Annotated in this window: 27 protein-coding genes; 19 read left to right on the top strand and 8 right to left on the bottom strand. The window is 64.6% G+C overall.

Features of this window, described 5'->3' with window-relative positions; all coding sequences use genetic code 11:
* Positions 1-43 precede the first annotated feature (43 nt).
* The 10 genes from ABNW52_RS03170 to ABNW52_RS03125 all read left to right on the top strand — a co-directional run bounded on the left by ABNW52_RS03170 (position 44) and on the right by ABNW52_RS03125 (position 8,631).
* Positions 44-718, top strand: coding sequence for a CsgG/HfaB family protein (locus ABNW52_RS03170; RefSeq protein ID WP_349585023.1), 675 nt, complete (start codon positions 44-46; stop codon positions 716-718).
* A 12-nt stretch (positions 719-730) separates the two neighbouring features.
* Entirely contained in the window at positions 731-1,087 is a 357-nt protein-coding gene (locus tag ABNW52_RS03165) for a DUF4810 domain-containing protein (RefSeq protein WP_349583912.1), read from the top strand.
* 24 nt (positions 1,088-1,111) lie between these two features.
* Positions 1,112-1,771, top strand: a complete 660-nt coding sequence (locus ABNW52_RS03160) for a DUF799 domain-containing protein (RefSeq protein ID WP_386107090.1) — start codon at positions 1,112-1,114, stop codon at positions 1,769-1,771.
* A gap of 171 nt (positions 1,772-1,942) precedes the next feature.
* The gene (locus ABNW52_RS03155; RefSeq protein WP_349583908.1) at positions 1,943-2,683 is read left to right on the top strand and encodes a M48 family metallopeptidase; all 741 of its coding nucleotides are present in this window, start codon (positions 1,943-1,945) and stop codon (positions 2,681-2,683) included.
* A 159-nt stretch (positions 2,684-2,842) separates the two neighbouring features.
* Positions 2,843-3,316: a YbjN domain-containing protein gene (locus tag ABNW52_RS03150; protein ID WP_349583906.1), complete on the top strand. Its 474-nt coding sequence runs from the start codon at positions 2,843-2,845 to the stop codon at positions 3,314-3,316.
* Positions 3,317-3,451: 135 nt separating this feature from the next.
* Entirely contained in the window at positions 3,452-4,321 is an 870-nt protein-coding gene (locus tag ABNW52_RS03145; protein WP_349583903.1) for an MBL fold metallo-hydrolase, read from the top strand.
* Between the two features lie 361 nt (positions 4,322-4,682).
* Positions 4,683-6,137 carry a high affinity choline transporter 1 gene (locus ABNW52_RS03140; RefSeq protein ID WP_349583901.1) on the top strand — a complete coding sequence of 485 codons (1,455 nt, stop codon included), beginning with the start codon at positions 4,683-4,685 and terminating at the stop codon, positions 6,135-6,137.
* 119 nt (positions 6,138-6,256) lie between these two features.
* Positions 6,257-7,153, top strand: coding sequence for a DMT family transporter (locus ABNW52_RS03135; protein WP_349583898.1), 897 nt, complete (start codon positions 6,257-6,259; stop codon positions 7,151-7,153).
* A gap of 12 nt (positions 7,154-7,165) precedes the next feature.
* Complete coding sequence (hisC, locus tag ABNW52_RS03130; RefSeq protein WP_349583896.1) at positions 7,166-8,239, top strand: histidinol-phosphate transaminase; 1,074 nt, start codon at positions 7,166-7,168, stop codon at positions 8,237-8,239.
* Complete coding sequence (locus ABNW52_RS03125; protein ID WP_349583894.1) at positions 8,236-8,631, top strand: carboxymuconolactone decarboxylase family protein; 396 nt, start codon at positions 8,236-8,238, stop codon at positions 8,629-8,631. Before hisC ends, ABNW52_RS03125 begins: the two co-directional genes overlap by 4 nt.
* A 70-nt stretch (positions 8,632-8,701) precedes the next feature.
* Here the strand turns inward: ABNW52_RS03125 and ABNW52_RS03120 are convergent, their stop codons facing one another.
* On the bottom strand, positions 8,702-10,339 hold the full coding sequence (locus ABNW52_RS03120) for an APC family permease (RefSeq protein WP_349583892.1): 1,638 nt from the start codon (positions 10,337-10,339) through the stop codon (positions 8,702-8,704).
* Positions 10,340-10,399: 60 nt separating this feature from the next.
* Complete coding sequence (locus ABNW52_RS03115) at positions 10,400-10,627, bottom strand: hypothetical protein (protein WP_349583889.1); 228 nt, start codon at positions 10,625-10,627, stop codon at positions 10,400-10,402.
* Here ABNW52_RS03115 and tpx point away from each other — a divergent pair.
* On the top strand, positions 10,626-11,123 hold the full coding sequence (gene tpx / locus ABNW52_RS03110; RefSeq protein WP_349583887.1) for a thiol peroxidase: 498 nt from the start codon (positions 10,626-10,628) through the stop codon (positions 11,121-11,123). The genes ABNW52_RS03115 and tpx overlap by 2 nt on opposite strands.
* A 170-nt stretch (positions 11,124-11,293) precedes the next feature.
* On the opposite strand, the gene ABNW52_RS03105 is transcribed toward tpx, so the two are convergent.
* The 3 genes from ABNW52_RS03105 to ABNW52_RS03095 form a co-directional block, all read right to left on the bottom strand.
* Positions 11,294-12,886, bottom strand: a complete 1,593-nt coding sequence (locus ABNW52_RS03105) for a methyl-accepting chemotaxis protein (RefSeq protein ID WP_349583884.1) — start codon at positions 12,884-12,886, stop codon at positions 11,294-11,296.
* Between the two features lie 256 nt (positions 12,887-13,142).
* Complete coding sequence (locus ABNW52_RS03100; RefSeq protein WP_349583881.1) at positions 13,143-13,475, bottom strand: YegP family protein; 333 nt, start codon at positions 13,473-13,475, stop codon at positions 13,143-13,145.
* A 121-nt stretch (positions 13,476-13,596) separates the two neighbouring features.
* A complete protein-coding gene (locus tag ABNW52_RS03095; RefSeq protein WP_349583878.1) occupies positions 13,597-14,142 on the bottom strand; it encodes a gamma carbonic anhydrase family protein in 546 nt (181 codons plus the stop codon).
* Between the two features lie 107 nt (positions 14,143-14,249).
* Between ABNW52_RS03095 and ABNW52_RS03090 the strand changes: the two genes are divergently transcribed.
* From ABNW52_RS03090 to ABNW52_RS03070, 5 genes are all read left to right on the top strand, one after another.
* Positions 14,250-16,295, top strand: coding sequence for a M3 family metallopeptidase (locus ABNW52_RS03090; RefSeq protein WP_349583875.1), 2,046 nt, complete (start codon positions 14,250-14,252; stop codon positions 16,293-16,295).
* Between the two features lie 174 nt (positions 16,296-16,469).
* Entirely contained in the window at positions 16,470-16,820 is a 351-nt protein-coding gene (locus tag ABNW52_RS03085; RefSeq protein WP_349583872.1) for a hypothetical protein, read from the top strand.
* A gap of 82 nt (positions 16,821-16,902) precedes the next feature.
* Positions 16,903-17,352 (top strand): Imm50 family immunity protein, encoded by a 450-nt coding sequence (locus tag ABNW52_RS03080; protein WP_349583869.1) that lies wholly within the window; start codon positions 16,903-16,905, stop codon positions 17,350-17,352.
* 140 nt (positions 17,353-17,492) lie between these two features.
* Positions 17,493-17,834 (top strand): low molecular weight protein tyrosine phosphatase family protein, encoded by a 342-nt coding sequence (locus ABNW52_RS03075; protein ID WP_349583867.1) that lies wholly within the window; start codon positions 17,493-17,495, stop codon positions 17,832-17,834.
* Between the two features lie 115 nt (positions 17,835-17,949).
* A complete protein-coding gene (locus tag ABNW52_RS03070; RefSeq protein WP_349583864.1) occupies positions 17,950-18,381 on the top strand; it encodes an SRPBCC domain-containing protein in 432 nt (143 codons plus the stop codon).
* A gap of 260 nt (positions 18,382-18,641) precedes the next feature.
* Here ABNW52_RS03070 and ABNW52_RS03065 read toward each other — a convergent pair whose 3' ends face one another.
* Positions 18,642-19,259 carry a LysE family translocator gene (locus ABNW52_RS03065; protein ID WP_349583861.1) on the bottom strand — a complete coding sequence of 206 codons (618 nt, stop codon included), beginning with the start codon at positions 19,257-19,259 and terminating at the stop codon, positions 18,642-18,644.
* 604 nt (positions 19,260-19,863) lie between these two features.
* On the opposite strand from ABNW52_RS03065, the gene xth reads away from it, so the two are divergent.
* The 3 genes from xth (at position 19,864) to ABNW52_RS03050 (ending at position 21,739) form a co-directional block, all read left to right on the top strand.
* On the top strand, positions 19,864-20,634 hold the full coding sequence (gene xth / locus ABNW52_RS03060; protein WP_349583858.1) for an exodeoxyribonuclease III: 771 nt from the start codon (positions 19,864-19,866) through the stop codon (positions 20,632-20,634).
* A 101-nt stretch (positions 20,635-20,735) separates the two neighbouring features.
* Positions 20,736-21,092: a 5-carboxymethyl-2-hydroxymuconate Delta-isomerase gene (locus ABNW52_RS03055; RefSeq protein ID WP_349583856.1), complete on the top strand. Its 357-nt coding sequence runs from the start codon at positions 20,736-20,738 to the stop codon at positions 21,090-21,092.
* On the top strand, positions 21,092-21,739 hold the full coding sequence (locus ABNW52_RS03050; protein WP_349583853.1) for a ribonuclease T2 family protein: 648 nt from the start codon (positions 21,092-21,094) through the stop codon (positions 21,737-21,739). Before ABNW52_RS03055 ends, ABNW52_RS03050 begins: the two co-directional genes overlap by 1 nt.
* 188 nt (positions 21,740-21,927) lie before the next feature.
* On the opposite strand, the gene ABNW52_RS03045 is transcribed toward ABNW52_RS03050, so the two are convergent.
* Both ABNW52_RS03045 and ABNW52_RS03040 read right to left on the bottom strand, forming a co-directional pair.
* Positions 21,928-23,169, bottom strand: a complete 1,242-nt coding sequence (locus tag ABNW52_RS03045) for an NAD(P)/FAD-dependent oxidoreductase (protein WP_349583850.1) — start codon at positions 23,167-23,169, stop codon at positions 21,928-21,930.
* A gap of 104 nt (positions 23,170-23,273) precedes the next feature.
* Positions 23,274-24,053, bottom strand: a complete 780-nt coding sequence (locus ABNW52_RS03040; RefSeq protein ID WP_349583847.1) for an ABC transporter substrate-binding protein — start codon at positions 24,051-24,053, stop codon at positions 23,274-23,276.
* Positions 24,054-24,206: the final 153 nt, after the last annotated feature.

Genomic DNA, 24,206 nt, shown 5'->3' with positions numbered 1-24,206 from the left:
CTAACAGGTAGCCGCCTGAACCAATAAATTAAAGGGTGAAATGATGAGAAAAACAGTGTTGTCCCTCAGCTTGCTTGCCGTTGCCGCCATGACGGCCGGCTGTGCCGCCACCGAGCATTCCCGCACCCTGGAGGTGGCCAAGGTCGCCTCCGCCGGCAAGGTCTATCAGGGGCCGCGCAGCCTGATTTCCGTTGGCAAGTTCGATAACCGTTCCAGCTATATGCGCGGCATTTTCTCCGATGGCGTCGATCGTCTGGGCGGCCAGGCCAAGACCATCCTGATCACCCACCTGCAGCAGACCGGGCGCTTCAACGTGCTGGACCGCGACAACATGAGCGAGATCGGCCAGGAAGCCAAGCTCAAGAATCAGGTGCAGAAACTCAAGGGCGCCGATTTTGTGGTTACCGGTGACGTAACCGAGTTCGGTCGCAAGGAAGTGGGCGACCACCAGCTGTTCGGCATCCTCGGCCGTGGCAAGGAGCAGATTGCCTATGCCAAGGTGAATCTCAATATCGTGAATGTACAGACGTCCGAAGTGGTGTTCTCGTCGCAGGGGGCCGGCGAGTACAGCCTGTCCAACCGCGAGGTGATCGGCTTCGGCAGCACCGCCAGCTACGACTCCACGTTGAACGGCAAGGTGCTGGACCTGGCAGTGCGCGAGGCGGTGAACAACCTGGTGACCGGTATCGAGTCCGGTGCCTGGCAGCCGGCGCAGTAAGGGAGAATGGCGATGACCATACGTCGACTGACACTAAGCGCGCTGCTGCTCGCCGCCGGGTTGAGCGGTTGTGCCGGCCAGCAGGCCAAGCCGCTGTATCACTGGGGCGTCTACCAGCCGCAGGTGTACGAATACTTCAAGGGTGACGGTGCCAGCCACGAAGCGCAGATCGCCGCGCTGGAGGCGGATGTGCAGCAGGCCCGTGCCAAGGATGAGCCGTTACCGCCTGGCTACCACGCGCATCTGGGACTGCTGTATTCGCATACCGGCAAGCTGGACCAGGTGAAGCAGGAGTTCACCACCGAGAAGACCCTGTACCCGGAATCCAGTGCCTTCATGGACTTCCTGCTGCGCAACTTCAAGAACTAAGGGGACAATATGCGCTTTTCAACCCTGCAAGGGCTGTTGGCCCTGCTGGCTGTGGTGTTGCTGGCGACCGGCTGCGCGACACCCAAGCCCTATGACTACTCTGCTTACAAGCAGAGCCGTCCCAAGTCGGTACTGATTCTGCCGCCGTTGAACAGCTCGCCGGAGGTGAAGGCCAGCTACGGCATGCTGGCGCAGCTGAGCCACCCGCTGGGCGAGGCCGGCTACTATGTGTACCCGGTGGCGGTGGTAGACGAGACCTTCCGTCAGAACGGCCTGAGTGCCGCGGGTGATATCCACGCGCTGCCGGTGGCCAAGCTGCACGACATCTTCGGCGCCGATGCCGCACTGTACGTGGAAGTGAAGAAATACGGCGCTACCTACACGGTGTTCGACAGCGCGGTGACGGTAGCGGCGGACGCCCGGCTGGTAGACCTGCGCAGCGGCCAGTTGCTGTGGAACGGTAGCGCCATGGCCTCCAGTGCCGAGCAGAACAACAGTAACAACGGCGGTCTGGTTGGCATGCTGGTCACGGCAGTGGTGAAGCAGATCGTGCATAGCCTGAGCGACGATAGCTACCAGTACGCGGGCATCGCCAGTCAGCGTCTGCTGACGCCGCGCCCGAACGGTCTGCTGTACGGCCCGCGCTCGCCGCGCTATGGCCTGGATGACGCTCCGGCGCAGTAAACGGGGTTGCCGGTAGTCAAAGGTTGGCCGCACATCTGGGGGTGCGGCCTTTTTTATGGTGGCATGGCTCGCCCGCGGCGCGTGGGTAGTGTTTTTATTTTAATGTCATTGCCAGTTGGTGGCGGCGTCCTTACAATGCGCCGCTTCTGCAACCCCTCTCATGACATCAAAATGAAAAAGCTCGCTGCTGCTGTTGCCCTGTCCGCTGTACTGTCCGGTCCGGTGCATGCCTTCGGTCTGGATTCCCTGCTCAGCGCCGGTACCGATCTGGTGAAATCCGCAACGCTGTCGGATGGCGAAGTACAGGCCATGGCGGCAGAGTCCAGCAAGGTGATGGACAAAGAAAACAAGGTGGCTCCGGCGGGCAGCGCCTACGCCAAGCGCCTGAACAAGATCGTGCAGGGCCTGAACAGCGAAGACGGGCTGAAGCTGAACTTCAAGGTGTACCAGAGCCCGGAGGTGAATGCCTTCGCCATGGCCGACGGCACCGTGCGCGTGTACAGCGGCCTGCTGGACAAGATGACTGACGACGAAGTGCGCTACGTCATCGGCCATGAAATCGGCCACGTGAAGCTGGGCCATACCAAGAAAGCCATCCAGGTGGCGTATGCCTCCTCCGCCGCCCGCAAGGCCGCGGCCGGCAGTGGCAACGCGGTTGCCGCCTCGCTGTCCGAATCCGAGCTGGGCAATCTGGCCGAGCAAGTGCTGCATGCGCAGTTCTCGCAATCGCAGGAAAGCGATTCCGATGCCTATTCGGTCGATTTCCTCAAGCGTCATAACTACAACCTGCAGGCCGCTCCGTCCGCCTTGCGCAAGTTGGCCGCACTGTACGGCAACGAGCGCAGCCTGATGTCCAGTCACCCGGCGCCGGGCGACCGTGCCGACAAGGTGGAAAAGCTGATCAGCAAGTAAACTGCCTCAGCCAGCAGACAGCCCGCCAGCCGCGGGCTGTTGTCGTTTCCGGTGCAAGGGTTTGTGCTGTCGCAACAGTCGCTGCCATGCACGCTGTGTTTCTGGCTGCCAGCCAGTACACTAAGCGGATTCGCATAATGAATAATCAGGGAGATCGCCATGATGAAACACGTACTCACCACGATGGCTTGCCTGGCGGTACTGGCGCCGCTGGCACGGGCGGAAGACAAGCTGCTGGATGCCGGCAACCCCAAGGCGCTGTATGAGCTGGCGCGGGGTTTCGGCTCGGCGGAACTGGGCACCTCGGAAAAGGGCAACCCGAAGATCAAGGGCCGCATGGACGGCATGGGTTACACCATTTTCTTCCTGCAATGCGAGGACGGTAAGAAATGCCGTGACGTGCAGTTCAGTGCCGGCTGGGAGGGGTATGACATCACCCAGGCGCAGATCAACGACTGGAACCGTCGCAAGAACTACAGCAAGGCCTATCTGGATGAGGTGAACGATCCGATTCTGGAAATGGATGTAGTGATGAACCCGGGCATCAGCCCCGCCGCGTTTGAGCGTGCCTTCAAACTGTGGAAAATCGCGCTGAAGGACTTCCGCCAGCAAGTGCTGAAGAGTGACGACTGAACACGGCCGGCAACGCGCGATCAAGCCACCTGCGGGTGGCTTTGTTGTTGCTGGCGTTGCCGGCCGTGCACAGGGACGGATGACAAAACCAAGCAGTTGCTCGACAATCCGCTCATCCGGTTTGGGAGATATTCCATGCGTACGCTGACTTCATTGCTGGGCAATTCGCAAAAACTCGATGGTGGCGCCATGTTCGGCAATGCGCCGCGGGCGATGTGGGAGCACTGGTTGCCGCCGGACGAGCAGCACCGCGTGCCACTGGCCTGCCGCTGTCTGCTGGTGCGCGAGGCGGACGGCCGCCGCATCCTGCTGGAAACCGGCATCGGCGTGTTTTTCGAGCCCAAGTTGCGCAGCCGCTACGGCGTGCAGGAAGAACACCACGTGTTGCTGGAGCAGTTGGCGGCCCAGGGGCTGAGCGATGCCGACATCGACGTGGTGGTGCTGTCGCATCTGCACTTCGATCATGTCGGCGGGCTGCTGGCGCCGTGGGATGGTGGCCCGGCGCGGCTGCTGTTCCCCAACGCGCAGTACGTGGTTGGCCGCGAGGCCTGGCAGCGGGCGCTGCAGCCGCATCCACGCGACAAGGCGTCGTTCATCCCGGAATTGATCTCCCTGCTGGAGCGCAGTGGCCGGCTGGTGGTGGTGGAGGGCGAGTTGCCGCCGGCCTGCCTGCCAGCGGACTGGCGCTTCACCGTATCGCATGGCCACACCCCGGGCATGCTGCTGGCCGAGATTCCGATGCCGGCTGGTGCGGTGCTGTTTGCCGCCGATATGATCCCCGGCGCGCCGTGGGTGCACGTGCCGATCACCATGGGCTACGACCGCAATCCGGAGCTGCTGATCGACGAAAAACGCGCGCTGCTGCAGCGGCTGGCGGCTGAGGGTGGGCGGCTGTTTTTCACCCATGATCCGGTGGTGGCCTGTGCTGCCGTGCACTGGGACAGCGAGCGCCGCCGCTTCGTCACGGCTGGCGCCCAAGCCGGATTGTGCGGTGCAGCACACTAAAGTGTGGCAAATGTTTAACATAATTGACGACAGCTAAACGTTTATTTGCGGCAAAATATCTCATCCACCGCCCGGCGGCGCAGTGCGCTTCCGGGCGGTTTTCTATGGCAAGAATGGATGTGTGTAAGCCTTTATTCACAAGGCTGTATGACGTCGGCCAGGCCGAATCCGCGTTCGCTACGCGGCGACGGTCTGGTGCGGTAAGGTGACTTGGTGTGGGTGTGGGTGTTTAAAAAAATGCTCGGCAATCTGGAGGCGCTGGCTATAATGGCCCGCAACAAAAACCGAGTGCCGCAACAGCGTGCCGTTGCCACTCGAATAACACCGCCAACACTACCAAGGATTCAAGGAGACGGAAGTAATGCTTGTTTGGTTTGTCGTACTGTATCTGGCAGTTACCGTGGGGATCGGTTTGTACGCCTCCACCCGCGTTCACAGTGCCAAGGACTTTGCCTCCGCCGGTGGCAGCATGCCGCTGCCGGTAGTGACCGCCATGGTGTTCGCCACCTGGTTCGGCTCCGAGGCGGTGTTGGGCATTCCCTCCACCTTTCTGGAAGAAGGCTTCTCCGGCATCGTCGAAGACCCGTTCGGCTCCTTCGGCTGCCTGATGATTGTCGGGGCGTTGCTGGCCAAGCGCCTGTACCGCATGAATCTGCTGACCATCGGTGACTTCTTCCGCAAACGTTATGGCACTGCGGTGGAAGGCATCATCAGCGTGGTGATCATCCTGTCCTACCTGGGCTGGATCGCCGCGCAGATGACCGCGCTGGGCGTGGTGTTCAACGTGCTGTCCGAAGGCGCCATCACCACCACCCAGGGCACGCTGCTGGGCGCGGTGATCGTGCTGTTCTACACCCTGTGCGGAGGTATGTTGTCGGTGGCGTTTACCGATTTCCTGCAGATGTCGGTGATCGTCGGCGGCCTGATCTACCTGGTGTACCTGGTGTCCGGCATGGCCGGCGGCTTCGACGTGGTGGTGGCCAAGGCCGCCAGCGAGAACAAGCTGGCCTTCATCCACGATACCAGTCCGAAAGGCGTCGTCGCCTTCATCGGTGCCGCGGTCACCATGATGCTGGGCTCGATTCCGCAGCAGGACGTGTACCAGCGCGTGATGTCGGCCAAGAACGAAGATGTGGCGATGAAAGGCTCCATCCTCGGCGGCATCATGTACCTGACCTTCTGCATGCTGCCGATTTTCCTGATCAGCGCCGCCTCCATCATCGACCCGAAAATGGTCAGCGAGCAGCTGGGCATCGACCCGCAGATGGTGCTGCCGCGCCTGATCCTGGACAAGACGCCGCTGTTTGCGCAGATCATGTTCTTCGGTGCGCTGCTGTCCGCCATCATGTCCACCGCCTCCGGTACGCTGATGGCGCCGTCGGTGACCTTCGTCGAGAACATCCTCAAGCACTTCGTGCCCAAGATGAGCGACCGCCAGTTCATCAAGGCTATGCGCCTGTCCATCGTGGTGGCCGCTGTCTCCACCACCGCTTTTGCACTGTTGTCGGATGCCAGCATCTACGAGATGGTGGGCAACGCCTACAAGGTGACGCTGGTGGCCGCGGTGGTGCCGCTGTTCGCCGGCCTGTTCTGGAAGAAAGCCACCACCCAGGGCGCGCTGCTGGCGATGCTGCTGGGCGCGACGAGCTGGATCGCGCTGGAAATCAGCTACACCGACGCCGCCTTCTGGCCGCCGCAGCTGGCCGGCCTGCTGATGAGCGTGCTGGGCATGCTGATCGGCACGCTGGCACCGCAGCTGGTGCCGCACCGCGAAGGCCGTCATGGCCAGGTCGCGGCGCAGACCCAGGGCGCCTGAACAATTGATGTCTGTGGTGAGTTAACCGGGGCCGCGGCCCCGGTTTTTTTATGCGCGGAACAGAGTGTTGTGCCGCTGGCGCTTGTCGGCCACCGCAGCCTCGTGGCATGGTCACTGGCATGAATCCCCAATCCCCCCGCCTGGCTTATCTGTTGTTGATGCTGACCGCGCTGTTCTGGTCCGGCAATTTCGTGCTGGCGCGCGCCATGCACGCCAGCGTGGCGCCGCTGACGCTGTCGTTCGCACGCTGGAGCATCGCGCTGCTGTTGTTGCTGCCCTTTGGCGCGGCGCCCGCCTGGCACCAGCGCCAGCTGTGGCTGCCGCACTGGCGCCGGCTGCTGCTGCTGGGGCTGCTGGGGGTGAGCGGCTTCAATTCGCTGGTGTACTGGGGGCTGCAGTACACCGCCGCCACCAATGGCGTGCTGCTCAACTCCTTTATCCCGATCCTGATCGTGCTGTTCGGCGCGCTGTTCTTCGGCATGCGCATCGGTGGCCGGCAGATGCTGGCAGTGGCGGTATCGTTTGCCGGCGTACTGCTGATCGTGGCGCATGGCGACTGGCAAAGGTTGGCCGCACTGGATATCAACCGTGGCGACGCGGTGCTGTTCCTGGCCATGGTGGCGTGGGCGTTTTACACCCTGCTGCTGAGAACCCTGCCGACCGGGCTGGATCGCATCGGCCTGCTGACGGTGCAGGTGGCCATCGGCCTGGTCGGCATCACGCCATTCTTCGTCGCCGAGCTGCTGTCCGGGCGCAGCACGCCGCTGAACGCCGCCACGCTGGCCACCTTCGCCTATGTCGGCACCCTGCCGTCGGTGGCGGCCTACTATTTCTACAATCTGGGCGTGGCCAGGGTGGGGGCGGCGCGCGCCGGCATGTTCATCCACCTGATGCCGATGTTCGGCGCGCTGCTGTCGGTAGTATTTCTCGGCGAACAGCTGCACGGCTATCACCTGGCCGGCATCGCCCTGATCCTGGCCGGCGTGTTCCTTGCCACCCGTAGCCCGCAACACTGAAAGAGCCGTCGCATGAGCCGTTTCTGGAGCAGTACCGTACACACGCTGACCCCCTATGTGCCGGGTGAGCAGCCGCGCATCACCCAGCTGGTGAAGCTCAACACTAACGAAAACCCCTATCCGCCGTCGCCGAAAGTCCAGGCCGCCATTGCTGCGGCCAACGCTGACAGCCTGCGGCTGTACCCGGACCCGGAATCCACCGCGCTGCGCGCCTGTATTGCCGGCTACTACGGCGTGCAGGCGGAACAGGTGTTCGTCGGTAACGGCTCGGACGAGGTGCTGGCGCTGGTGTTTCAGGCGCTGCTGCAACACGAGGCGCCGCTGCTGTTCCCGGACATCAGCTACAGCTTCTACCCGGTGTACTGCAAGCTGTACGGCATCGACTACCGCACCGTGCCGCTGGATGCCGACTACGCCATCGACCCGGCGACATACCGCCAGCCCTGCGGCGGCATCATCTTCCCCAACCCCAACGCACCTACCGGCCGCCTGCTGGCACGCGAGGCCATCGAGGCCATGCTGCTGCAGCATCCGGACACGGTGGTGGTGGTGGACGAGGCCTATGTGGATTTCGGCGGTGACAGCATGATTCCGCTGGTGAACCAGTACCCGAACCTGCTGGTGGTGCAGACGCTGAGCAAATCACGCTCGCTGGCAGGGCTGCGCGTTGGCCTGGCGGTGGGCAATGCCGAGCTGATAGACGGCCTGACGCGAGTGAAGAACAGCTTCAACTCCTACCCGCTGGACCGCCTCGCCCAGGCCGGCGCCCAGGCAGCGTTCGAGGACGAGGCCTACTTCCAGCAGTGCCGCGACCAGGTGATTGCCAGCCGCGAGGCGCTGGTGGCCGGCTTGAACGCGCTGGGTTTTGCCGTGCTGCCGTCTGCGGCCAACTTCGTGTTCGCCCGCCACCCGGCGCACGATGCGGCAACGTTGGCCGCACGTTTGCGCGAGCGCGCCATCATCGTGCGCCACTTCAAGCAGGCGCGTATCGAGCAGTTCCTGCGCATCAGCATCGGCACCGAGGCGGAATGCCAGCTGCTGCTGGCGGCGCTTACCGATATTTTTGCCACTGGAGTCGAAGCATGAGCGAGCAGGACAAACAGGCGGGCCTGGCACGCCGCACCCAGGTGATGGGCGAGGCCTTCGCCAACCGCGCGATGAGCAATCTGGACGGTTTCTCCCGCCCGCTGCAGGACTGGCTGAACGAACACGCCTGGGGCAGCACCTGGCAGCGCGACGGCATCGACCTGAAAACCCGCAGCCTGCTGACCTGCGCCATGCTGGCAGCGCTGGGGCGCAGCAACGAGCTGAAAGGCCATGTGCGCGGCGCCATCAACAACGGTGCCAGTCTGGTGGAAATTCGCGAGACCCTGCTGCACTGCGCGGTATACGCCGGTGCACCGGCGGCGGTGGAGGCTTTTCGCGCGGCACGCGAGGTGCTGGCCGAGCTGGGGTTGAGCCTGCCGGACGAGGGTTGAGCCCAAAAAAAACAGCCCGGCACAGGCCGGGCTGGATAGCAACAGGCACCCGGTGGTGCCTGTTTGCGTTTTAGCGGGTTTGCAGTGCCGGTTGCAGCTCGGCGCTGTCGTCCTCGGCATGCAGTGCACGCACCGCCTCGGCATCGTGCTCCTGGGTCAGGTAGCGGGTACGCCAGCCACTGCGCGCACCCCAGTGGAAGAAGCCCAGGCTCACCAGTGCCACCACTACCATGTCCAGGCCGTAGGGCAGCAGGTTCATGCCGCCGAACTCGCTACTGCCGATGCAGGACAGCAGTGCCATGGCCGGCAGGTACAGCACCATCCACAGCGCGCCTTTTACTTCGCGGCCAAAACCCTGCCAGCCGGCCTGGTGCTGGTACCAGAAGTACACCGGCAGCGCGGCAATGATCAGGAAGATGATCTGGCCGGTCAGCGGCCAGCGTGCCCAGTACAGCACCAGCGAGGCGCACACGAACGCAAACGGCGCGATCAGCGGCATGCCTTTCAGCTTCAGCGGGCGCGGCAGCTCCGGCGCGGCGCGGCGCAGCGCGGCCACGCTGATCGGGCCGGTGAGGTAGGAGATCACGGTCGCCACCGAGATCACCGCCGCCAGCGTGCCCCAGCCACGGAAGAAGAACAGGAACACATACGCCACCGCCAGGTTGAACCACATCGCCGGGCGCGGCACGTGGTACAGCGGGTGCATGCGGCCGAAGACTTTCGGCATGGTGCCGTTGCGCTGCATGGCGTAGATCATGCGCGCGGTGGACGCCATGTAGGCGGCACCGGTGCCGCTGGGGCTGATGAAGGCATCAAAGTACAGCGTCAGCATCAGCCAGTTCAGGCCCAGTGCCATCGCCAGCTGCGCGAACGGCGAGCTGAAGTCCAGACCGTGCCAGCCGTGTGCCAGGTCTTCCGGGCGCAGCGCGCCGAGGAACGATACCTGCAGCAGCACGTAGATCACCGCGGCGATCAGGATGGAACCCACCACGCCGAACGGGATGCTGCGGCGCGGGTTGATCGCCTCGCCGGCCATGTTGATCGGGCTCTGGAAGCCGTTGAAGCTGAACACGATGCCGCTGGTGGCCACCGCGGTCATCACGCTGGACCAGCCGTAGGGCGCGAAGCCGCCCGGGGTGTGGCTGCCCAGGTTGCCGGCATCGAAGCCGCTGTAGATCAGCGCGCCGATGGTGGCACCTGGCACCAGCACCTTGAACACGGTGATGGCGCTATTGGCCTTGGTGAACAGCTTCGCGCTCCAGTAGTTGAGCAGGAAGTAGACCAGCACCAGCAGCGCGGCCAATTGCAGGCCGGTGCCGCTCAGCTCGCCGTTGCGGTACAGCGCCTGCGCCCACGGGAACGACCACGAGCTCATGTACTGCACCGAGGCTTCCGCCTCGATGGGGATCACCGACACGATGGCGATCCAGTTGGCCCAGCCGGCCAGAAAGCCCAGCAGCGAGCCGTGCGAGTAGCGGGCGTAGCGCACCATGCCGCCGGTTTCCGGGAACATGGTGCCCAGCTCGGCGTAGGTCAGGGCGATGGCGAGGATGATCACCATGCCGATCAACCAGGCAAAAATGGCGGCGGGGCCGGCGATCTGCGCAGCGTGGGCGGCGCCGAACAGCCAGCCGGAGCCGATGATGGAACCCAGGCCGGTTAGCATCAGCGCGACCGGACCAATATGGCGTTGGGGGGTATGTGACACGTAAATCTCCACGGTGTTGATTCTTGCCTGTCGCCACCGGCGGGTAGCCAGCGGCGGCTTTTATGCCATCTGTTTGATGGTCTGTTTGTGGTGAGGCGCGACTTTACGTGCGAAGCCGGGTTGCGAGATGTATCGGTTTGTTTTTTTGATCGAAAAGACAGGTGACAGCCGGCCGTGCTTGCTGTCGGCGGCGGCGCGCTGATCCCCCTGCCGTGTTCGGGGTTGAATTTCTGCCGCCATGCGCCAAACTGCGACATCTCCCACCCAATCTTGCAAAGGATTTCCCATGGCTAGCGTCACCCTGCGCGGTAACCCAGTAGAAGTTGCCGGCAGCCTGCCGGCAGTCGGCAGTCAGGCTCCGGCCTTCAGTCTCACCAATGGCGATCTGAACGATATCGGCCTGGCCGCCTTCGCCGGCAAGAAGAAGATCCTCAACATCTTCCCGTCCATCGACACCCCGACCTGCGCCACCTCGGTACGCAAGTTCAACGAAAAAGCCGCCAGCCGCGCCGGCGTGGCCGTGCTGTGCATCTCCGCCGACCTGCCGTTCGCGCAGAAGCGTTTCTGCGGCGCCGAAGGCATCGAAGGCGTGGACAACCTGTCCACCTTCCGTAACCCGGCCTTCGCCGAAGCCTACGGCGTGAAGCTGGCTTCCGGCCCGCTGGCCGGCCTCACCGCCCGTGCGGTGGTGGTGCTGGATGAAAACGACCAGGTGCTGCACAGCGAGCTGGTGGCCGAGATCGGCAGCGAGCCGAACTACGACGCGGCACTGGCCGTGCTGTAAGCAGCGGTGTGCGGCCAACGTTGGCCGCCGCGCCAGTGGAACAGGCTCCCGATGGGGAGCCTGTTTTGTTTTGTGGCAAGGGAGGGCGGCGCTTTATCCGGCTGTGCCTGATGCCACGTTGGCCGCATGCCAAAAACCCCGCCGCGCGCCTTGCGCGTGTTGCGACGGCGTCAGGCGCCGGCGCCCTGCACGCGGAACCAGCCCAGATCGCGGTTCAGCTGTTGCGAGGCATCGGTGAGCTGCTCCATCGCCGGGGCCAGCTGCTGCATGCGGCTGAAGATGTCGCTGGCCAGTGCCGATACCTGCTGGCCGTGATCCAGAATGCTGTGACTGGCGCTGCTCTGGGCGCCGCTGGCCTCGGCAATGCTTTGCAGCACGCGGTGGATGGCGGCCATGGCGCCGTCCACGCCCTGCAGCGCCTGGCTCAGCGTTTCCTGTGCGCTGGTGCTCTGGTCGCTGGCGCTGCGGGCGGTGTCCATGGTGCCGGACAGCGCGGCGGTGGCGCTTTCCACCCGCAACAGGGTGTCGAAGATGCGCGCGGTGGCATCGGCGGTACGCTCCGACAGCTTGCGCACCTCGTCGGCCACCACGGCAAAGCCGCGGCCCTGTTCGCCGGCGCGCGCCGCCTCGATGGCGGCGTTCAGCGCCAGCAGATTGGTCTGCTCGGCCACGTCGCGGATCAGGGTGCTGATCTGGGCGATGTCGCTGATCGAGGTTTTCAGCTGCTCGGTTTCGTTCACCGCGCCGCGGATGCGTTGCGACAGTGCCTGCAGTGTCAGTGCGGTGTCGCCGGCCAGCTGCTGCGCGTGCTGGGTCTGCGCATTGGCCTGCTCGCTGTCGGCCAGCGCCTGGCTGATATGGCGGTTAATGCCGGCCGAGGCGCTGGCGATGCTGTGGGCGGACAGCCGGCTTTGCTCGCTCTGCTCGGCCTGCTGCCGGGTGATGCCGATCACGCTGCCGGTCAGCGCCAGCGCCTGATGCGCTTCGTGCGCGCTGCTGGCGGCATTGCTGCTGACGGTGTGCAGCAGCCCGGCCAGCTTGTCCAGAAAGCGGTTGATATGACCGGCGGCCTGCGACAGCTCGTCGCGGCCCTGCTGTGGCAGGCGGGCGGCCAGGTCGCCGTCGCCCAGTCGGTCGGCGGCCAACTGCATGGCGGCGATCTGTTGCTTCAGCCGCCGCGCCAGCAGCACCTGCGACAGCACCACCACGGCGCTGGCCAGCAACAGCGGCCCCAGCAGCCACAGCCCCAGTTGCAGCATGCGCTGGCGCATGTCGGCGGCGGCCTGTTGCAGCTGCTGGCTGTCGGCCTGCAGCCGCAGGTCGATCTGCGCCACCAGCGGCACGATGCTCATGCTGTAGGCCTGTTCCGGAATCGATAGCGCATCCTGCGGCGCGCTTTCGGCAATTTTCAGCGCCGATTGCAGGTTGCGGCGGAAGTCCTGCCAGTGCTTGTCGGTATTGCGGCGGAACGATTGTGCCTCGTCCGCCGGTAGCGCGGCGGCGATGGCCGGCAGCAGGCGGCCAACCTGGGCGTCCACTGCCGCCAGCTTGGCGGCGGTTTCCGGCAGCAGCGGGTCGGCGCGCGACAGCGACAGCACTTCGGCTTTCAGCGTCTGCAGGTTGGAAGAGCGTTGTTGCTGCTGGCTGTAGTCGGCGAATTCACCGCGCAGCGCCAGCCATTGTTGGCCGCTGCTCAGCGCCACTGCCAGCAGGCAGGCCAGGGTGAGCACAACCGTGAGCCAAAGCCGTTTTACGAGCGTCATGAGCGGCATGTCCTTATCGAGAGCGGGCAGTGTAGGCAGCGCACATTACAACTACATGACGTGTTGTCTAACAGGGCAAAGGCAAGCAGGACAATGGCAAGTCAGGCGTGCGCGGACGTTGCTGCCCACGCTAGAACAGGCAGGTGACGACAAGATGACGCGGTGGGTGGCAGCGGGCGATGGCAGGGGCAGGGCGGCGGCGAGTGCCGCGCCGGTTGGTCGGCCCGGACGCCAGGGCATCCGGGCGGCAGGTGTGTCAGATCAGGTTCTTCACCGTGTCGCTGGGGCCGTTGCTCTGTACCGAGGCGATGCCGTTGTCGCAGCCGGCTTCCGCCTCGTACAGCTGGCTGGTGCCGATCACCTGGTGGTTGGCCGCCTTCAGTGTGAAGTAGAACTTGCCGTTGCTGGCCGTCTTTTTCTCGTAGCGGCTGGCATCCGGCGCATTCTTCTGCACCGAGGCGATGCCGTTTTGCGCCGCGTCCAGCGACTTGTACAGCTCGCTGCTGAGAATGGTTTGCGCGTTGCCCGCTTTCAGCACGAAGCGGAACTGCCCGTCCGTGCTCTTGCTCAGTTCGAACCAGCCTGCCATGAGATGCTCCTTGCGTGGTGGGCTGACCGGGGCGTCAGCCGTAGCGTCAATGGCATGCCGCCGGCGGCGACATGCCATTCAGCTTAGAGCAGGCCGCGGCATTTGCCCAAGCGGACAGCACTTACTCCGCCAGGCTGGCCTTGTGCTTTTCCATCACCTTCACATAGTGCGCGGCGGAGTAATCGAAGTAGGCCAGCTCGGCCGCGGTCAGTGCGCGCACCTGCTTTACCGGGTTGCCCAGGTACAGGTAGCCGGATTCCAGCCGCTTGTTGGGCGGCACCAGGCTGCCGGCACCGATCAGCACGCGGTCTTCCACCACCGCGCGGTCGAGGATGATGCTGCCGATGCCGATCAGCACGCCGTTGCCGATGGTGCAGCCGTGCAGCGTCACGTGGTGGCCGATGGTGACATTGCGGCCGATCACCAGCGGCGCGCCCACCGGGTCGCTGTCCTTGCGGTGGCTGACGTGCAGCATGGCAAAATCCTGCACATTGCTGCCCTCGCCGATGCTGATGCTGTTCACGTCGCCGCGCACCACCGCGCATGGCCACACCGACACGTTGGCCGCCAGCGTGACCTCGCCGATCACCACCGCGGCCGGGTCGATGTAGCAGGAAGGATCGATCTGCGGCCGGTGGCCGTCATAGCTGCGGATATTGCGATTCACCGAGTTGTCCTTATCTTGAAGAGATTGTGCGTGGCCATGATACCGCCCACGCCAGCTTGCCACACGCTGCCGGTGATCGCCGGCGCAATTGCCTACAGGATGCCGCCATGAGCCAAACCAACCCGCTGCTCGACTTTACCGACCTGCCCCGTTTCGACGCCATCAAGCCAGAGCACATCACCCCGGCACTGGACGTCTTGCTGGCCGAGGCGCGCGCCGCCATAGCCGCCGTGATCGCACAGGGCGGCGATAGCTGGGAAGACGTGTCCGAGCCGCTGTCCGACGCCACCGAGAAACTGTCGCGCGCTTGGGGCGTGGTCGGCCATCTCAACGGCGTGGTCGGCAATACCGACGGCCTGCGCGAGGCGTACAACGCCGAGATCCCGCGCATCTCCGCCTTCTTTACCGAACTGGGGCAGAACCTCGACCTGTTCGCGCGCTTCAAGGCGGTGGCGGCCAATCCGGCGTTTGCCGGCGCCAGCGCCGCGCGCAAGAAGGTCATCGAAAACGATCTGCGCGACTTCCGCCTGTCTGGCGCCGAGCTGCCGGATGCGCAAAAGCAGCGCTTTGCCGAGCTGTCCAGCCGCCTGGCCGAGCTGTCCAACCAGTTCTCGCAGCACGTGATGGACGCCACCGACAGCTTCGCGCTGTACATCGATGATGTCGCCGAGCTGGCCGGCATCCCGGCAGACACCCTGGCCATGTACGCGGCACTGGCCGAGGCCGACGGCCAGCCGGGCAAATACAAGCTGGGCCTGCAGTTCCCGCTGCTGTTCCCGGTGCTGCAATACGCCGACAACCGTGCCTTGCGCGAAAAACTCTATGAGGCCAACGCCAAGCGCGCCTCCGAATTCGGCCCTGCCGAGCAGGACAACGGCCCGCTGATCCGCGAAAAGCTCAAGCTGGCCGCAGAAGAGGCGCAGCTGCTGGGCTTTGCCAACTTCGCCGAGCTGTCGCTGTACACCAAGATGGCGGAAAGCCCGCAGCAGGTCATCGACTTCCTGCGCGACCTGGCGCAGCGCGCCAAACCCTACGCGCTGCAGGACCGCACCGAGCTGGAAGCCTTCGCCCGCGACGAGCTGGGGCTGGTCGAACTGCAAGCCTGGGACATCAGCTACGCCGCCGAAAAGCTGCGCGTGGCGCGCTACGCCTTCTCCGAGCACGAAGTTAAACAGTACTTCCCCGAGCCGAAGGTACTGGCCGGCCTGTTCGGCGTGGTGGGCAAGCTTTACGGCGTGCGCTTTGCCGCGCGCAACGTGGCCGCCTGGCATCCGGACGTGCGCTACTACGAAATCTTCCAGGGCGACACGCTGCTGGGCGGCTTCTACCTCGACCTGTACGCCCGCGACGGCAAGCGCCCGGGCGCCTGGATGGACGATGTGCGCGGCCGCCGCCTGAAAGACGGCCAAGTGCAGACCCCGGTGGCCTACCTGGTGTGCAACTTCAGCCGCCCGGTGGGCGACAAGCCGGCCTACTTCACCCACGACGAAGTCATCACCCTGTTCCACGAGTGCGGCCACGGCCTGCACCACCTGCTCACCCGCGTCGACGAGCTGGGCGTGGCCGGCATCAGCGGCGTGGAATGGGACGCGGTGGAACTGCCCAGCCAGTTCATGGAGAACTTCTGCTGGGAATGGGACGTGCTGCAGGGCATGACCGCCCATGCCGACAGTGGCCAGCCGCTGCCGCGCGACCTGTACGACAAGATGATCGCCGCCAAGAACTTCCAGTCCGGCATGCAGATGGTGCGCCAGCTGGAATTCTCGCTGTTCGACATGCAGCTCTACACCGCTTCCAACCCCGGCAGCATCGACTGGCTGGCGCTGCTGGAACAGGTGCGCGACGAAGTCGCCGTCAACCGCCCGCCGGCCTACAACCGCTTCCCCAACAGCTTCAGCCACATCTTCGGCGGCGGTTACGCGGCCGGCTACTACAGCTACAAGTGGGCAGAGGTGCTGTCCGCCGATGCCTACGCGGCGTTCGAGGAAGCCGGCGGCGCCAACCCGGTGGTGGGGCAGCAGTTCTGGGACGAGATCCTGGCTGTGGGCGGCAGCCGCCCGGCGCTGGAATCCTTCCGCGCCTTCCGCGGCCGCGACCCGCAGATCGACGCGCTGCTGCGGCACAGCGGCATGAGCGAGCCGGCGGCGGGTTGAGAGTTAGTTAGAGGGATGCGGCCAACGTTGGCCGCAGGATGAGGTGAACAAGGGCAAGCCAAGTGGCTTGCCCTTTTGTCATGCTGGCAAGATATGATGTGACGTTACAGTTGCAAGTAGGTGCTTGCCATGCTGGAGGTAACAAGGCCGAATTAATTTTTGCGGCGAGGTCACATGAACAAGGTTCAAGCTTTTGCTGTGTTGAATGCTTCTCTCGCTAGTGGTTCTGATACTTGGGTTGCACCAGAGCATGACCGGGCTACATATATTGCCAATAAATCACAGCAGCTTCTTGGCTGCGTTATTGACCCGGTGGAAGCCGCGATTCAAGGGGAAATGTTCCACTACGGGGTACACGAAAAACTAAGCAAATCAATGCTCTACGCCATTGCACATCAGGACGGGCGCTGGTTGATTTACTCGCCAGACCAGAATGTTTTTGCTCTTGGTTTTGGCGCAAGTGCGACAAAGCTGACAGTGCTAGGCTTTGCCAGCGGGGATGCATTGGCCGAATGGTTGGGATGAGCAACTAACAAGTAGCTTCGATGCGCTGCGCTTATCCTGGCTACTGGCTGCCCATCCGCATCAATTTTCTGATGGAGTCTCCATGCAGGCATACGAGTTCATTGAGGGGTATGAGCAGGTTATTGACCGCTTCGGGCGGTGGCCCAGTTTTCATGATGGGGAAGTGCTGCGCATTATCCTGGATCGGTCGCTCCGCTTGCCTGGCGGGCCAAGTATTCCGTCTGTCGAGGTTTATCTTCGCGGCTGGATCATGGGGCCCGAGCTTGCCGATGATGGCCGCTATACACTCCACAACGACTCTGTTATCCACTTCCTGTTTGAAGACATTTCGGCGTTTGAGCTTGAAGGCTTCAATCAACAGAATGTGGTGACCTCGTTAAACCTTGAACTGAGTGGCGAGCCACAAGGCGGTGCTAATGTGCTGCATGTCGAGTTTGAGCACTGCTATCAATTTTGCTGCGCTTTCATTGCTCGGCGGGCCAAGGTTGTTGATCTCCGTCCTTATGCTGAGCAGCCTGCTAGCTTGGCTTGAGCGTATCAAGTCGCCCGGATAAGCCGCAGGTGCCTCCGGGGCGTTGTGGCTGCTAGCCCCCGGATGCGCTGCGCTTATCCAGGCTACATACTGCACGTTGGCCGTAAGGCAGCTTCTGCAACTTTCTGGATAGCTACCCGATGCAGCACCTCCTCTTTCTCTGCTCGCAGAATCGTCTGCGCAGCCCCACCGCCGAGCAGGTGTTTGCCTGCTACCCGGGCATTGCCTGCGATTCGGCCGGGCTGCACGAGTCGGCCGAGGTCTATCTGAGCCCGGAACAATTGCTGTGGGCGGACATCGTCTTCGTGATGGAGAAGGCGCACCGCAGCAAGCTGTCGCGCAAGTTCCGGCGCTACCTGAACGGCAAGCGGGTGATCGTGCTGAACATTCCCGACAACTACGGCTATATGGACCCGGTGCTGGTAGAGCTGTTGCAGCGCAAGGTGGTACCGTTTCTCAAGCCGGCCAGCTTGGCTGAGTGATGACGGGCGTGTTCGCTATCGCTTGCTGCGGTGAGGTTGCATGTCCGCTCCATTGCTATAACGAAACCTCTCCCACGCCGGGCAGCCCCGCCGGCAATCACCGCGAGACGCCGCCATGAGCACCACCTTCCGTACCAGCCGCCAGTTTGCCGCGCCGCCAGCCGTGGTATTTGCCGCCATTGCCGATGTGGAGCGCATCGCCCGCTGGTGGGGGCCGGCGGGCTTTAGCAACCGCATTGCCGAATTCGATTTCCGCCCCGGCGGACGCTGGCTATTCGACATGATCGGCCCGGACGGCACGGTGTATGCCAACGAGTCGCTGTTCGTCAGCATCGAACCCGCGCGACAAGTGGTGCTGCGCCACGTCTGCGCGCCGCATTTTCAGCTCAGCATCACGCTGGAACCCGCTGCCGACGGCACGCTGCTGTTGTGGGCGCAGACCTTCGACGACGAGGCAGTGGCCGCGGCGGTGAGGGCGATCGTGGAGCCGGCCAACGAGCAGAATCTGGACCGGCTGGCGGCGGAGCTGGCGCGGGGCGCGGGCTGAGCACGGCGGGTGGCCGGGGGTGGCCGGCGCGCGTGATTTTTTTCCCGCCGTGTGGAACCAATGCCGGCAGGGGTGTTCACACCTTTGTTGCATGTCGCAATGCTTCAAGGCAGCAAGCGAACTTGACTGTTACCCCCGCCAACGCGGGGGTCTTTTTTTGCCTGCCATTTTGGCCGGCGAGCCGGCACCGGCATGAAAAAAGCCGCGACATGGGTCGCGGCAAGGGAGAGCAAACACCTGCCGGGCAGGCGTGACAGCGATCAGCGTTGCACCGCGGCCAGCATCAGGCCGGCGATGACGAACAGCCCGGCCGAGGTGCGCGAGAAGCGCTTCAGCCGCTGGCCGTGCGCCAGCCAGTCGCCGAGGCGGCCACCGGCGGCGGCCAGTGCCACGGCGATCACCAGGTCGGCCACGAGCCAGGTGATGGCCATGGTCAGGTACTGCGGCCACAGCTCGCGGCTGGGGTCGAGAAAGCGCGGCAGCAGCGCGGAGAAGAACACGGTGTCTTCCGGGTTGCTCACCGCCAGCAAAAACGCCGGGCGGAAGCCGCTCCACAGTTTGCTGGCCGCGCCGGCCTGCTCGCCACCCAGCGCAAACGGCTTGCGCCACAGGGTGATGCCCAGCCACACCAGGTAGCCGGCACCCAGCAGCTTCACGATATTGAAGGCGGTGGGCGAGGTGAACAGCAGCGCGGTGATGCCCAGCGCCGACAGCGCCATCAGCAGCAGCGCGCCGGCAGAAAACCCCAGCGCATTGGGGATGCCGCCACGGGCGCCGTGCTGCGCGCCGTGCGACAGGGTGAGCAGCGGGCCCGGGCCGGGCGCCGCCATCAACAGCACGATGGTGCCAAGATAAAGAATCCAGTTACTGAACGACATGACAAGTCCTTGGCGCCACGGCACGGGGCCGTGAACGCGGTTTCCTGCCCGCCCGCAGCAGTGGCGCGGCGTGCGGCCAACTAGGCGGAGGGCATGATTGCGCCTGCGTGCGGCAGCGGATGGCTGCGGGCACAGGCAGACGGAGGCGCCGGGCGCGCGGGTGGCGGGCTCAGGCTTTATTCAATAGGGGAAACGGGCAGGAAACGACGCTAACGCGGCGGTTTGGACTGGCTGTCGGGCTGGGCGGCCGGATGCAGGCGATGGGCTTGCGGCTTGGCGGCGGAACGCATATTGAAATCGAGGGCCAATGGTGCCAGGCGGCGACGATTGGGGTTTTTGGTAGGGCACTCGTTGAGTACCTGATTGGCCGGATGGCGCGAGTTACGAGAGAACAATTGGAACTTCCGGTTACGACGATGCAGCCATTCTAGGGGGCTTTGTCGCCGGCTGGCAAGTAGAGTGTTTATTTTGTTAGACGGCACTTGCCGCTAACTGGCTGATTTTTGGCTGTTGCCGCGCGCGGGGTGTTTGCGATTTTAGCCGCGTTGTCAGCCTGCGCCAGCCGCGCTAAGGTGACGCCCTGCCATCTGAACCGGAGTACCCCATGCAACTTGCCACTTGGAACGTCAACTCGCTGAAAGTGCGCCTGCCGCAGGTGCTGCAGTGGCTGGCGGATAACCCCGTCGACGTGCTGTGCCTGCAGGAACTGAAGCTGGACCAGCCGGCGTTTCCGCTGGCCGAGATCGAGGCCGCCGGCTACCAGGCCGCGTGGCTGGGGCAGAAGACCTATAACGGCGTGGCCATCCTGGTGAAGAACGGCTGCAGCATGAGCGACGTGGTCACCGGCATCCCCGGCTACGACGACGAGCAGCGCCGGGTGATCGCCGCCACCGTGGACGGCGTGCGGGTGATCTGCGCCTACTTCGTCAACGGCGAGGCGGTGGATTCGCCCAAGTACCAGTACAAGCTGCAGTGGCTGGCCAATCTGGAACGCTACGTGGCCAGCGAGTTGGCCGCACACGCGGATTTTGCACTGCTGGGCGACTACAACATCGCGCCGGAAGACATCGACGTGTACGACCCGGAAGGCTGGCACGAGCAGGTGCTGTGCACCACGCCGGAGCGCGACGCCTTCCGCCGCCTGATCGGCATGGGGCTGACAGATAGCTTCCGCCACTTCAATCAGGAGCCGAAGATGTACAGCTGGTGGGATTACCGCGCCATGATGTTCCGCCGCAATATGGGCGTGCGCATCGACCACATCCTGATTACCGACAGCCTGAAGGCGCGTGCCAGCGGCTGCGTGATCGACAAGGTGCCGCGCAAGTGGGAGCGCCCGTCCGACCACACCCCGGTGGTGCTGACGCTGGCGTAAGCCGGCGTTACGCCAGCGTTTGCCTTGTCGTGCCGGGGCGGCTACCGCCCCGCTGTTACATGAGTGCGGCCCCAGTGGGCCGCACCGTTTGGGAGCCAGCCATGCCGCACCTGACCGTTGAATACTCCGCCAACCTCACCGCGCTGCCGGCGGCCGCGCTGCTGCGCACGCTCAACGATGTGCTGCTGCACAGCGGCCAGTTCGACGGCCCGGACATCAAGAGCCGCGCCGTGCCGCTGCCGCTGTTCCTGGTCGGCGACGAGCCGGACGGGCATGCCTTTGTGCATGTGAAGCTGGCGCTGCTGGCCGGCCGCCAGCCGGAAGTGAAAAAGCTGCTGTCGCAGCAACTGCTGGCCGCACTGCAAACTGCCTGCGACTGGCCGGCCGAGCTGGCGGTGCAGTTGTGCGTGGAGCTGCTGGACATCGACCGCGGCAGCTACAGCAAGGCCACGCTGTGATGCGGCGCGCGCTGTTGTTGCCGGCACTACTGGCCGGGACCATGTTGGCCGCCACGGCGTCGGCGGCCGATGTGGCAGGGCGCTTCGATTTCTACGTGCTGGCGCTGTCGTGGTCGCCGGATTACTGCGCCGCGCGGCCGCAGGATGCCGAGCAGTGCGGCCGGCCGTACGGCTTTGTGCTGCACGGGCTGTGGCCGCAGTACCAGCGCGGCTATCCGGCAAGTTGCGCCGCCGCGCCGCTGCAGCCGCAGATCGAGCAGCAGTTCGCCGGCCTGTATCCCAGCCGCAAGCTGTACCGCCACGAGTGGGACAAGCACGGCAGCTGCAGCGGGTTGAGCCAGCCGCAGTTCCACCAGCTGGCCGCCAGCCTGAAGGCGAAAGTGCGCATCCCCGCCGCCTACCAGGCGCCGGCGCAGCCGCTGCGCCGCAGCCTGCCGCAGCTGAAGGCCGATCTGGTGGCGGCCAACCCGTGGCTGCCAGCCAGCGCCATCAGCGTGGCCTGTAGCGGCGCCGGCCGTTTCCTGCAGGAAGTACGCGTCTGCTTCGACACGGCTGGCAAGGGCGCGCAGCCTTGCAGCGAACAGATGCAGCGCGCCGAGGCGCGCAGCTGCCGCCAGCCGGACCTGCTGGTGCGCAATGTGCGCTGAGGCGCTATAGGTCGGCTGCTGCGGCCGACAGCAGGCTCAGGTCACATGCAAAAGGCGATCCACGGATCGCCTTTTGCATGCGTGGCGCCAGCGCAGCCTTCGCGCCGCAGCGGTCGCACGCGCCCCCGCGCTGCCGTCGCAAAAAAAGCGGCCCGTGTGGGCCGCTGGGGGGATCGACAAGCGGCGCGCTACAGGAAGCGCGCCGGCGCGTACGGCGCCGGGTCGGTAAACGGCGTCTCGTTGCAGATCACCTGCGCCAGCAGTTGGCCGCATACCGGTCCCAGCGTCAGGCCGTGGTGGGCGTGGCCGAAGTTGAACCACAGCCCGCGGTGGCGTGGCGCGGCGCCCAGCGCCGGGCGCATGTCCGGCAGGCACGGGCGGCTGCCCATCCACGGCGTGGCGTCCAGCCGCTCGCCCAGCGGGAACAGCCCGCGCGCCAGCGCCTCGGCCTGCTCCAGCTGCGCGTAGTTGGGGGCGGCGTCACGGCGCGCCAGCTCCACGCCGGTGGCGATGCGCAGCCCGCGCTGCATCGGCGATACCACGAAGCCGCCTTCCACGTCGGCCACGGTGTAGCTCAGCCCCGGTCCCAGCGGCTGGTAGTGCATGTGGTAGCCGCGCTTGGTCTGCAGCGGAATGCGGTAGCCCAGCGGGCGGAAGATGTCGTCGGACCACGGTCCCATCGCCACCACCACCTGCGCGGCGTGCAGTACCCCGGCGGCGGTGTGTACCTGCCAGCCGCTGCCATCCGGCGTCAGCGCGGTGGCTTCCTGTTGCAGCAGCGTGCCGCCCAGGCTTTCGAAGTAGCGGGCATAGCCGCGGGTCAGCGCGCCCGGATCGCTGATGCGCTGCGGGTCGCGCCAGTGCACCGCGCCGGCAAAACCTTCACCCAGCCCCGGTTCGGCGGCGCGCAGCTGCGCTGCGTCCAGAAGCTGCAGCTGCAGGCCGTGTTCGGCGGCGATACGGCGCGCGTTGGCGGCCTCGGCGGCAAAGCCGGCCTCGGTGCGGTAGGCCTCGTACAGGCCGTCGTCGCTGCACAGCTGCTGCATGTTGGCCGCGGCGATCAGCGCGGCGTGTTCGTCCAGGCTGCGGCTGATCAGCGGCAGCATGTCGTGAGCGGCGGCGGCGAGGCGATGCGGGGCGGAAGCGCGGAAGTAGCGCCACAGCCACGGCGTGCTCTGCAGCAGGCTGGACGGCTGGTAACGCACGTCGGTGGAGCGGTTGCGGCCGATGCGCAGCACGCTGGCCAAGTCGCGCGGGAAGCCGTACGGCACCACGGCGGCGCGTTCCAGCAGCCCGGCGTTGCCGTGGCTGGTTTCCTCGCCGGGGGCGCGGCGGTCCAGCAGTGCCACGCGCAGGCCGCGTTGTTGCAGGGCGATGGCGCTGGAGACGCCGATCATGCCGGCGCCGAGGACGATGATGTCGAAATCCATGTTGTGCTTCTTTCAGATGCAGTTGCCATGGGCGCTGCGGGCAGCGGCCATGGCAACGGGATCTGCCGGGTTGGCCGCAGCCTGCGGCCAACCCTGGCGGCAGCTTACTTGGCGATGATGTCGCGCTTGAAGTATTTCTGCGACAGGCGGCTGAGGGTACCGTCCTGCTTCAGCCCGCTGATGGCTTTTTCCAGTGCCGCCATGGTGGCCTTGTCGCCCTTGCGCACGCCAAAACCGGTGCCTTCGCCCAGGGTGGCAAAGTCGCTGAGCACGCCGCCGGCAAAGTCGAAATCTTTGCCGTTGGGCTTGCTGAGGAAGCCTTCCATCGCGTTCTGTGCTTCCTGCACCCCGGCATCCAGCCGGCCGGAGGCCAGGTCAAGATAGATCTGCGCCTGGTCGCGGTAGGCCACCACCTTAACGCCGTTCTTCTCCCAGTGCTTGCGCACGAAGTCTTCCTGGGTGGCGCCCTGCAGCACGCCCACGGTCTTGCCTTTCAGGCTGGCCACGGTCGGCTGCAGGCCGCTGCCGCGCTTGGCCACCATCTGGATCGGCACGATGTAGATCGGGGTGGTGAAGTCGATGGATTCGCGGCGCTTGGCGGTGATGTTCATCGACGAGTTGATGACGTCGAACTTCTTGGCCTTCAGGCCGGGGATCAGGCCCTCGAACGAGGTCTCCACCCAGCTGCACTTGGCGGCCATGCGTTCGCAGATGGCCTTGCCGACGTCGATGTCGAAGCCGACCAGCTGGCCGTCGGCCTGCTTGCTCTCGAACGGCGGGTAGAACGGCTCCAGCCCCATGCGGATGGTGCTTTGCGCCATGGCCGGTACGGCCAGCAGGGCGAGCAGGGGCAGGGCGAGGGTACGGAAGGTGCTGCGCTTCATGAAGTTTCTCCTGGGTGATCGGTCGGTCTTCCCGTGGTGGCGGTGCGCGGTGGCCGCGTCTGTGCTTGCCGTTGCTAATGTAGACAAAAAATCCAGTGTGGACAAATTATTTCCATTTTGTGGACTGCACTGCTAGTCTGTGTAGACAAAATA

The organism is Vogesella oryzagri, assembly GCF_040148885.1.
Classification (GTDB): domain Bacteria; phylum Pseudomonadota; class Gammaproteobacteria; order Burkholderiales; family Chromobacteriaceae; genus Vogesella; species Vogesella oryzagri.
Note: the sequence above shows the minus strand (reverse complement) of the source record. Positions and strands in the feature narration are given on the sequence as shown.

What these genes read in the sequence shown, in the direction of transcription:
- ABNW52_RS03170 (WP_349585023.1), top strand. Translation starts at nt 44, where the DNA reads ATGAGAAAAACAGTGTTGTCCCTCAGCTTGCTTGCCGTTGCCGCCATG.
- ABNW52_RS03165 (WP_349583912.1), top strand. Translation starts at nt 731, where the DNA reads ATGACCATACGTCGACTGACACTAAGCGCGCTGCTGCTCGCCGCCGGG.
- ABNW52_RS03155 (WP_349583908.1), top strand. Translation starts at nt 1,943, where the DNA reads ATGAAAAAGCTCGCTGCTGCTGTTGCCCTGTCCGCTGTACTGTCCGGT.
- ABNW52_RS03150 (WP_349583906.1), top strand. Translation starts at nt 2,843, where the DNA reads ATGATGAAACACGTACTCACCACGATGGCTTGCCTGGCGGTACTGGCG.
- ABNW52_RS03145 (WP_349583903.1), top strand. Translation starts at nt 3,452, where the DNA reads ATGCGTACGCTGACTTCATTGCTGGGCAATTCGCAAAAACTCGATGGT.
- ABNW52_RS03140 (WP_349583901.1), top strand. Translation starts at nt 4,683, where the DNA reads ATGCTTGTTTGGTTTGTCGTACTGTATCTGGCAGTTACCGTGGGGATC.
- ABNW52_RS03135 (WP_349583898.1), top strand. Translation starts at nt 6,257, where the DNA reads ATGAATCCCCAATCCCCCCGCCTGGCTTATCTGTTGTTGATGCTGACC.
- hisC (WP_349583896.1), top strand. Translation starts at nt 7,166, where the DNA reads ATGAGCCGTTTCTGGAGCAGTACCGTACACACGCTGACCCCCTATGTG.
- ABNW52_RS03125 (WP_349583894.1), top strand. Translation starts at nt 8,236, where the DNA reads ATGAGCGAGCAGGACAAACAGGCGGGCCTGGCACGCCGCACCCAGGTG.
- tpx (WP_349583887.1), top strand. Translation starts at nt 10,626, where the DNA reads ATGGCTAGCGTCACCCTGCGCGGTAACCCAGTAGAAGTTGCCGGCAGC.
- ABNW52_RS03115 (WP_349583889.1), bottom strand. Translation starts at nt 10,627, where the DNA reads ATGGGAAATCCTTTGCAAGATTGGGTGGGAGATGTCGCAGTTTGGCGC.
- ABNW52_RS03105 (WP_349583884.1), bottom strand. Translation starts at nt 12,886, where the DNA reads ATGACGCTCGTAAAACGGCTTTGGCTCACGGTTGTGCTCACCCTGGCC.
- ABNW52_RS03100 (WP_349583881.1), bottom strand. Translation starts at nt 13,475, where the DNA reads ATGGCAGGCTGGTTCGAACTGAGCAAGAGCACGGACGGGCAGTTCCGC.
- ABNW52_RS03090 (WP_349583875.1), top strand. Translation starts at nt 14,250, where the DNA reads ATGAGCCAAACCAACCCGCTGCTCGACTTTACCGACCTGCCCCGTTTC.
- ABNW52_RS03085 (WP_349583872.1), top strand. Translation starts at nt 16,470, where the DNA reads ATGAACAAGGTTCAAGCTTTTGCTGTGTTGAATGCTTCTCTCGCTAGT.
- ABNW52_RS03080 (WP_349583869.1), top strand. Translation starts at nt 16,903, where the DNA reads ATGCAGGCATACGAGTTCATTGAGGGGTATGAGCAGGTTATTGACCGC.
- ABNW52_RS03075 (WP_349583867.1), top strand. Translation starts at nt 17,493, where the DNA reads ATGCAGCACCTCCTCTTTCTCTGCTCGCAGAATCGTCTGCGCAGCCCC.
- ABNW52_RS03070 (WP_349583864.1), top strand. Translation starts at nt 17,950, where the DNA reads ATGAGCACCACCTTCCGTACCAGCCGCCAGTTTGCCGCGCCGCCAGCC.
- ABNW52_RS03065 (WP_349583861.1), bottom strand. Translation starts at nt 19,259, where the DNA reads ATGTCGTTCAGTAACTGGATTCTTTATCTTGGCACCATCGTGCTGTTG.
- xth (WP_349583858.1), top strand. Translation starts at nt 19,864, where the DNA reads ATGCAACTTGCCACTTGGAACGTCAACTCGCTGAAAGTGCGCCTGCCG.
- ABNW52_RS03055 (WP_349583856.1), top strand. Translation starts at nt 20,736, where the DNA reads ATGCCGCACCTGACCGTTGAATACTCCGCCAACCTCACCGCGCTGCCG.
- ABNW52_RS03050 (WP_349583853.1), top strand. Translation starts at nt 21,092, where the DNA reads ATGCGGCGCGCGCTGTTGTTGCCGGCACTACTGGCCGGGACCATGTTG.
- ABNW52_RS03045 (WP_349583850.1), bottom strand. Translation starts at nt 23,169, where the DNA reads ATGGATTTCGACATCATCGTCCTCGGCGCCGGCATGATCGGCGTCTCC.
- ABNW52_RS03040 (WP_349583847.1), bottom strand. Translation starts at nt 24,053, where the DNA reads ATGAAGCGCAGCACCTTCCGTACCCTCGCCCTGCCCCTGCTCGCCCTG.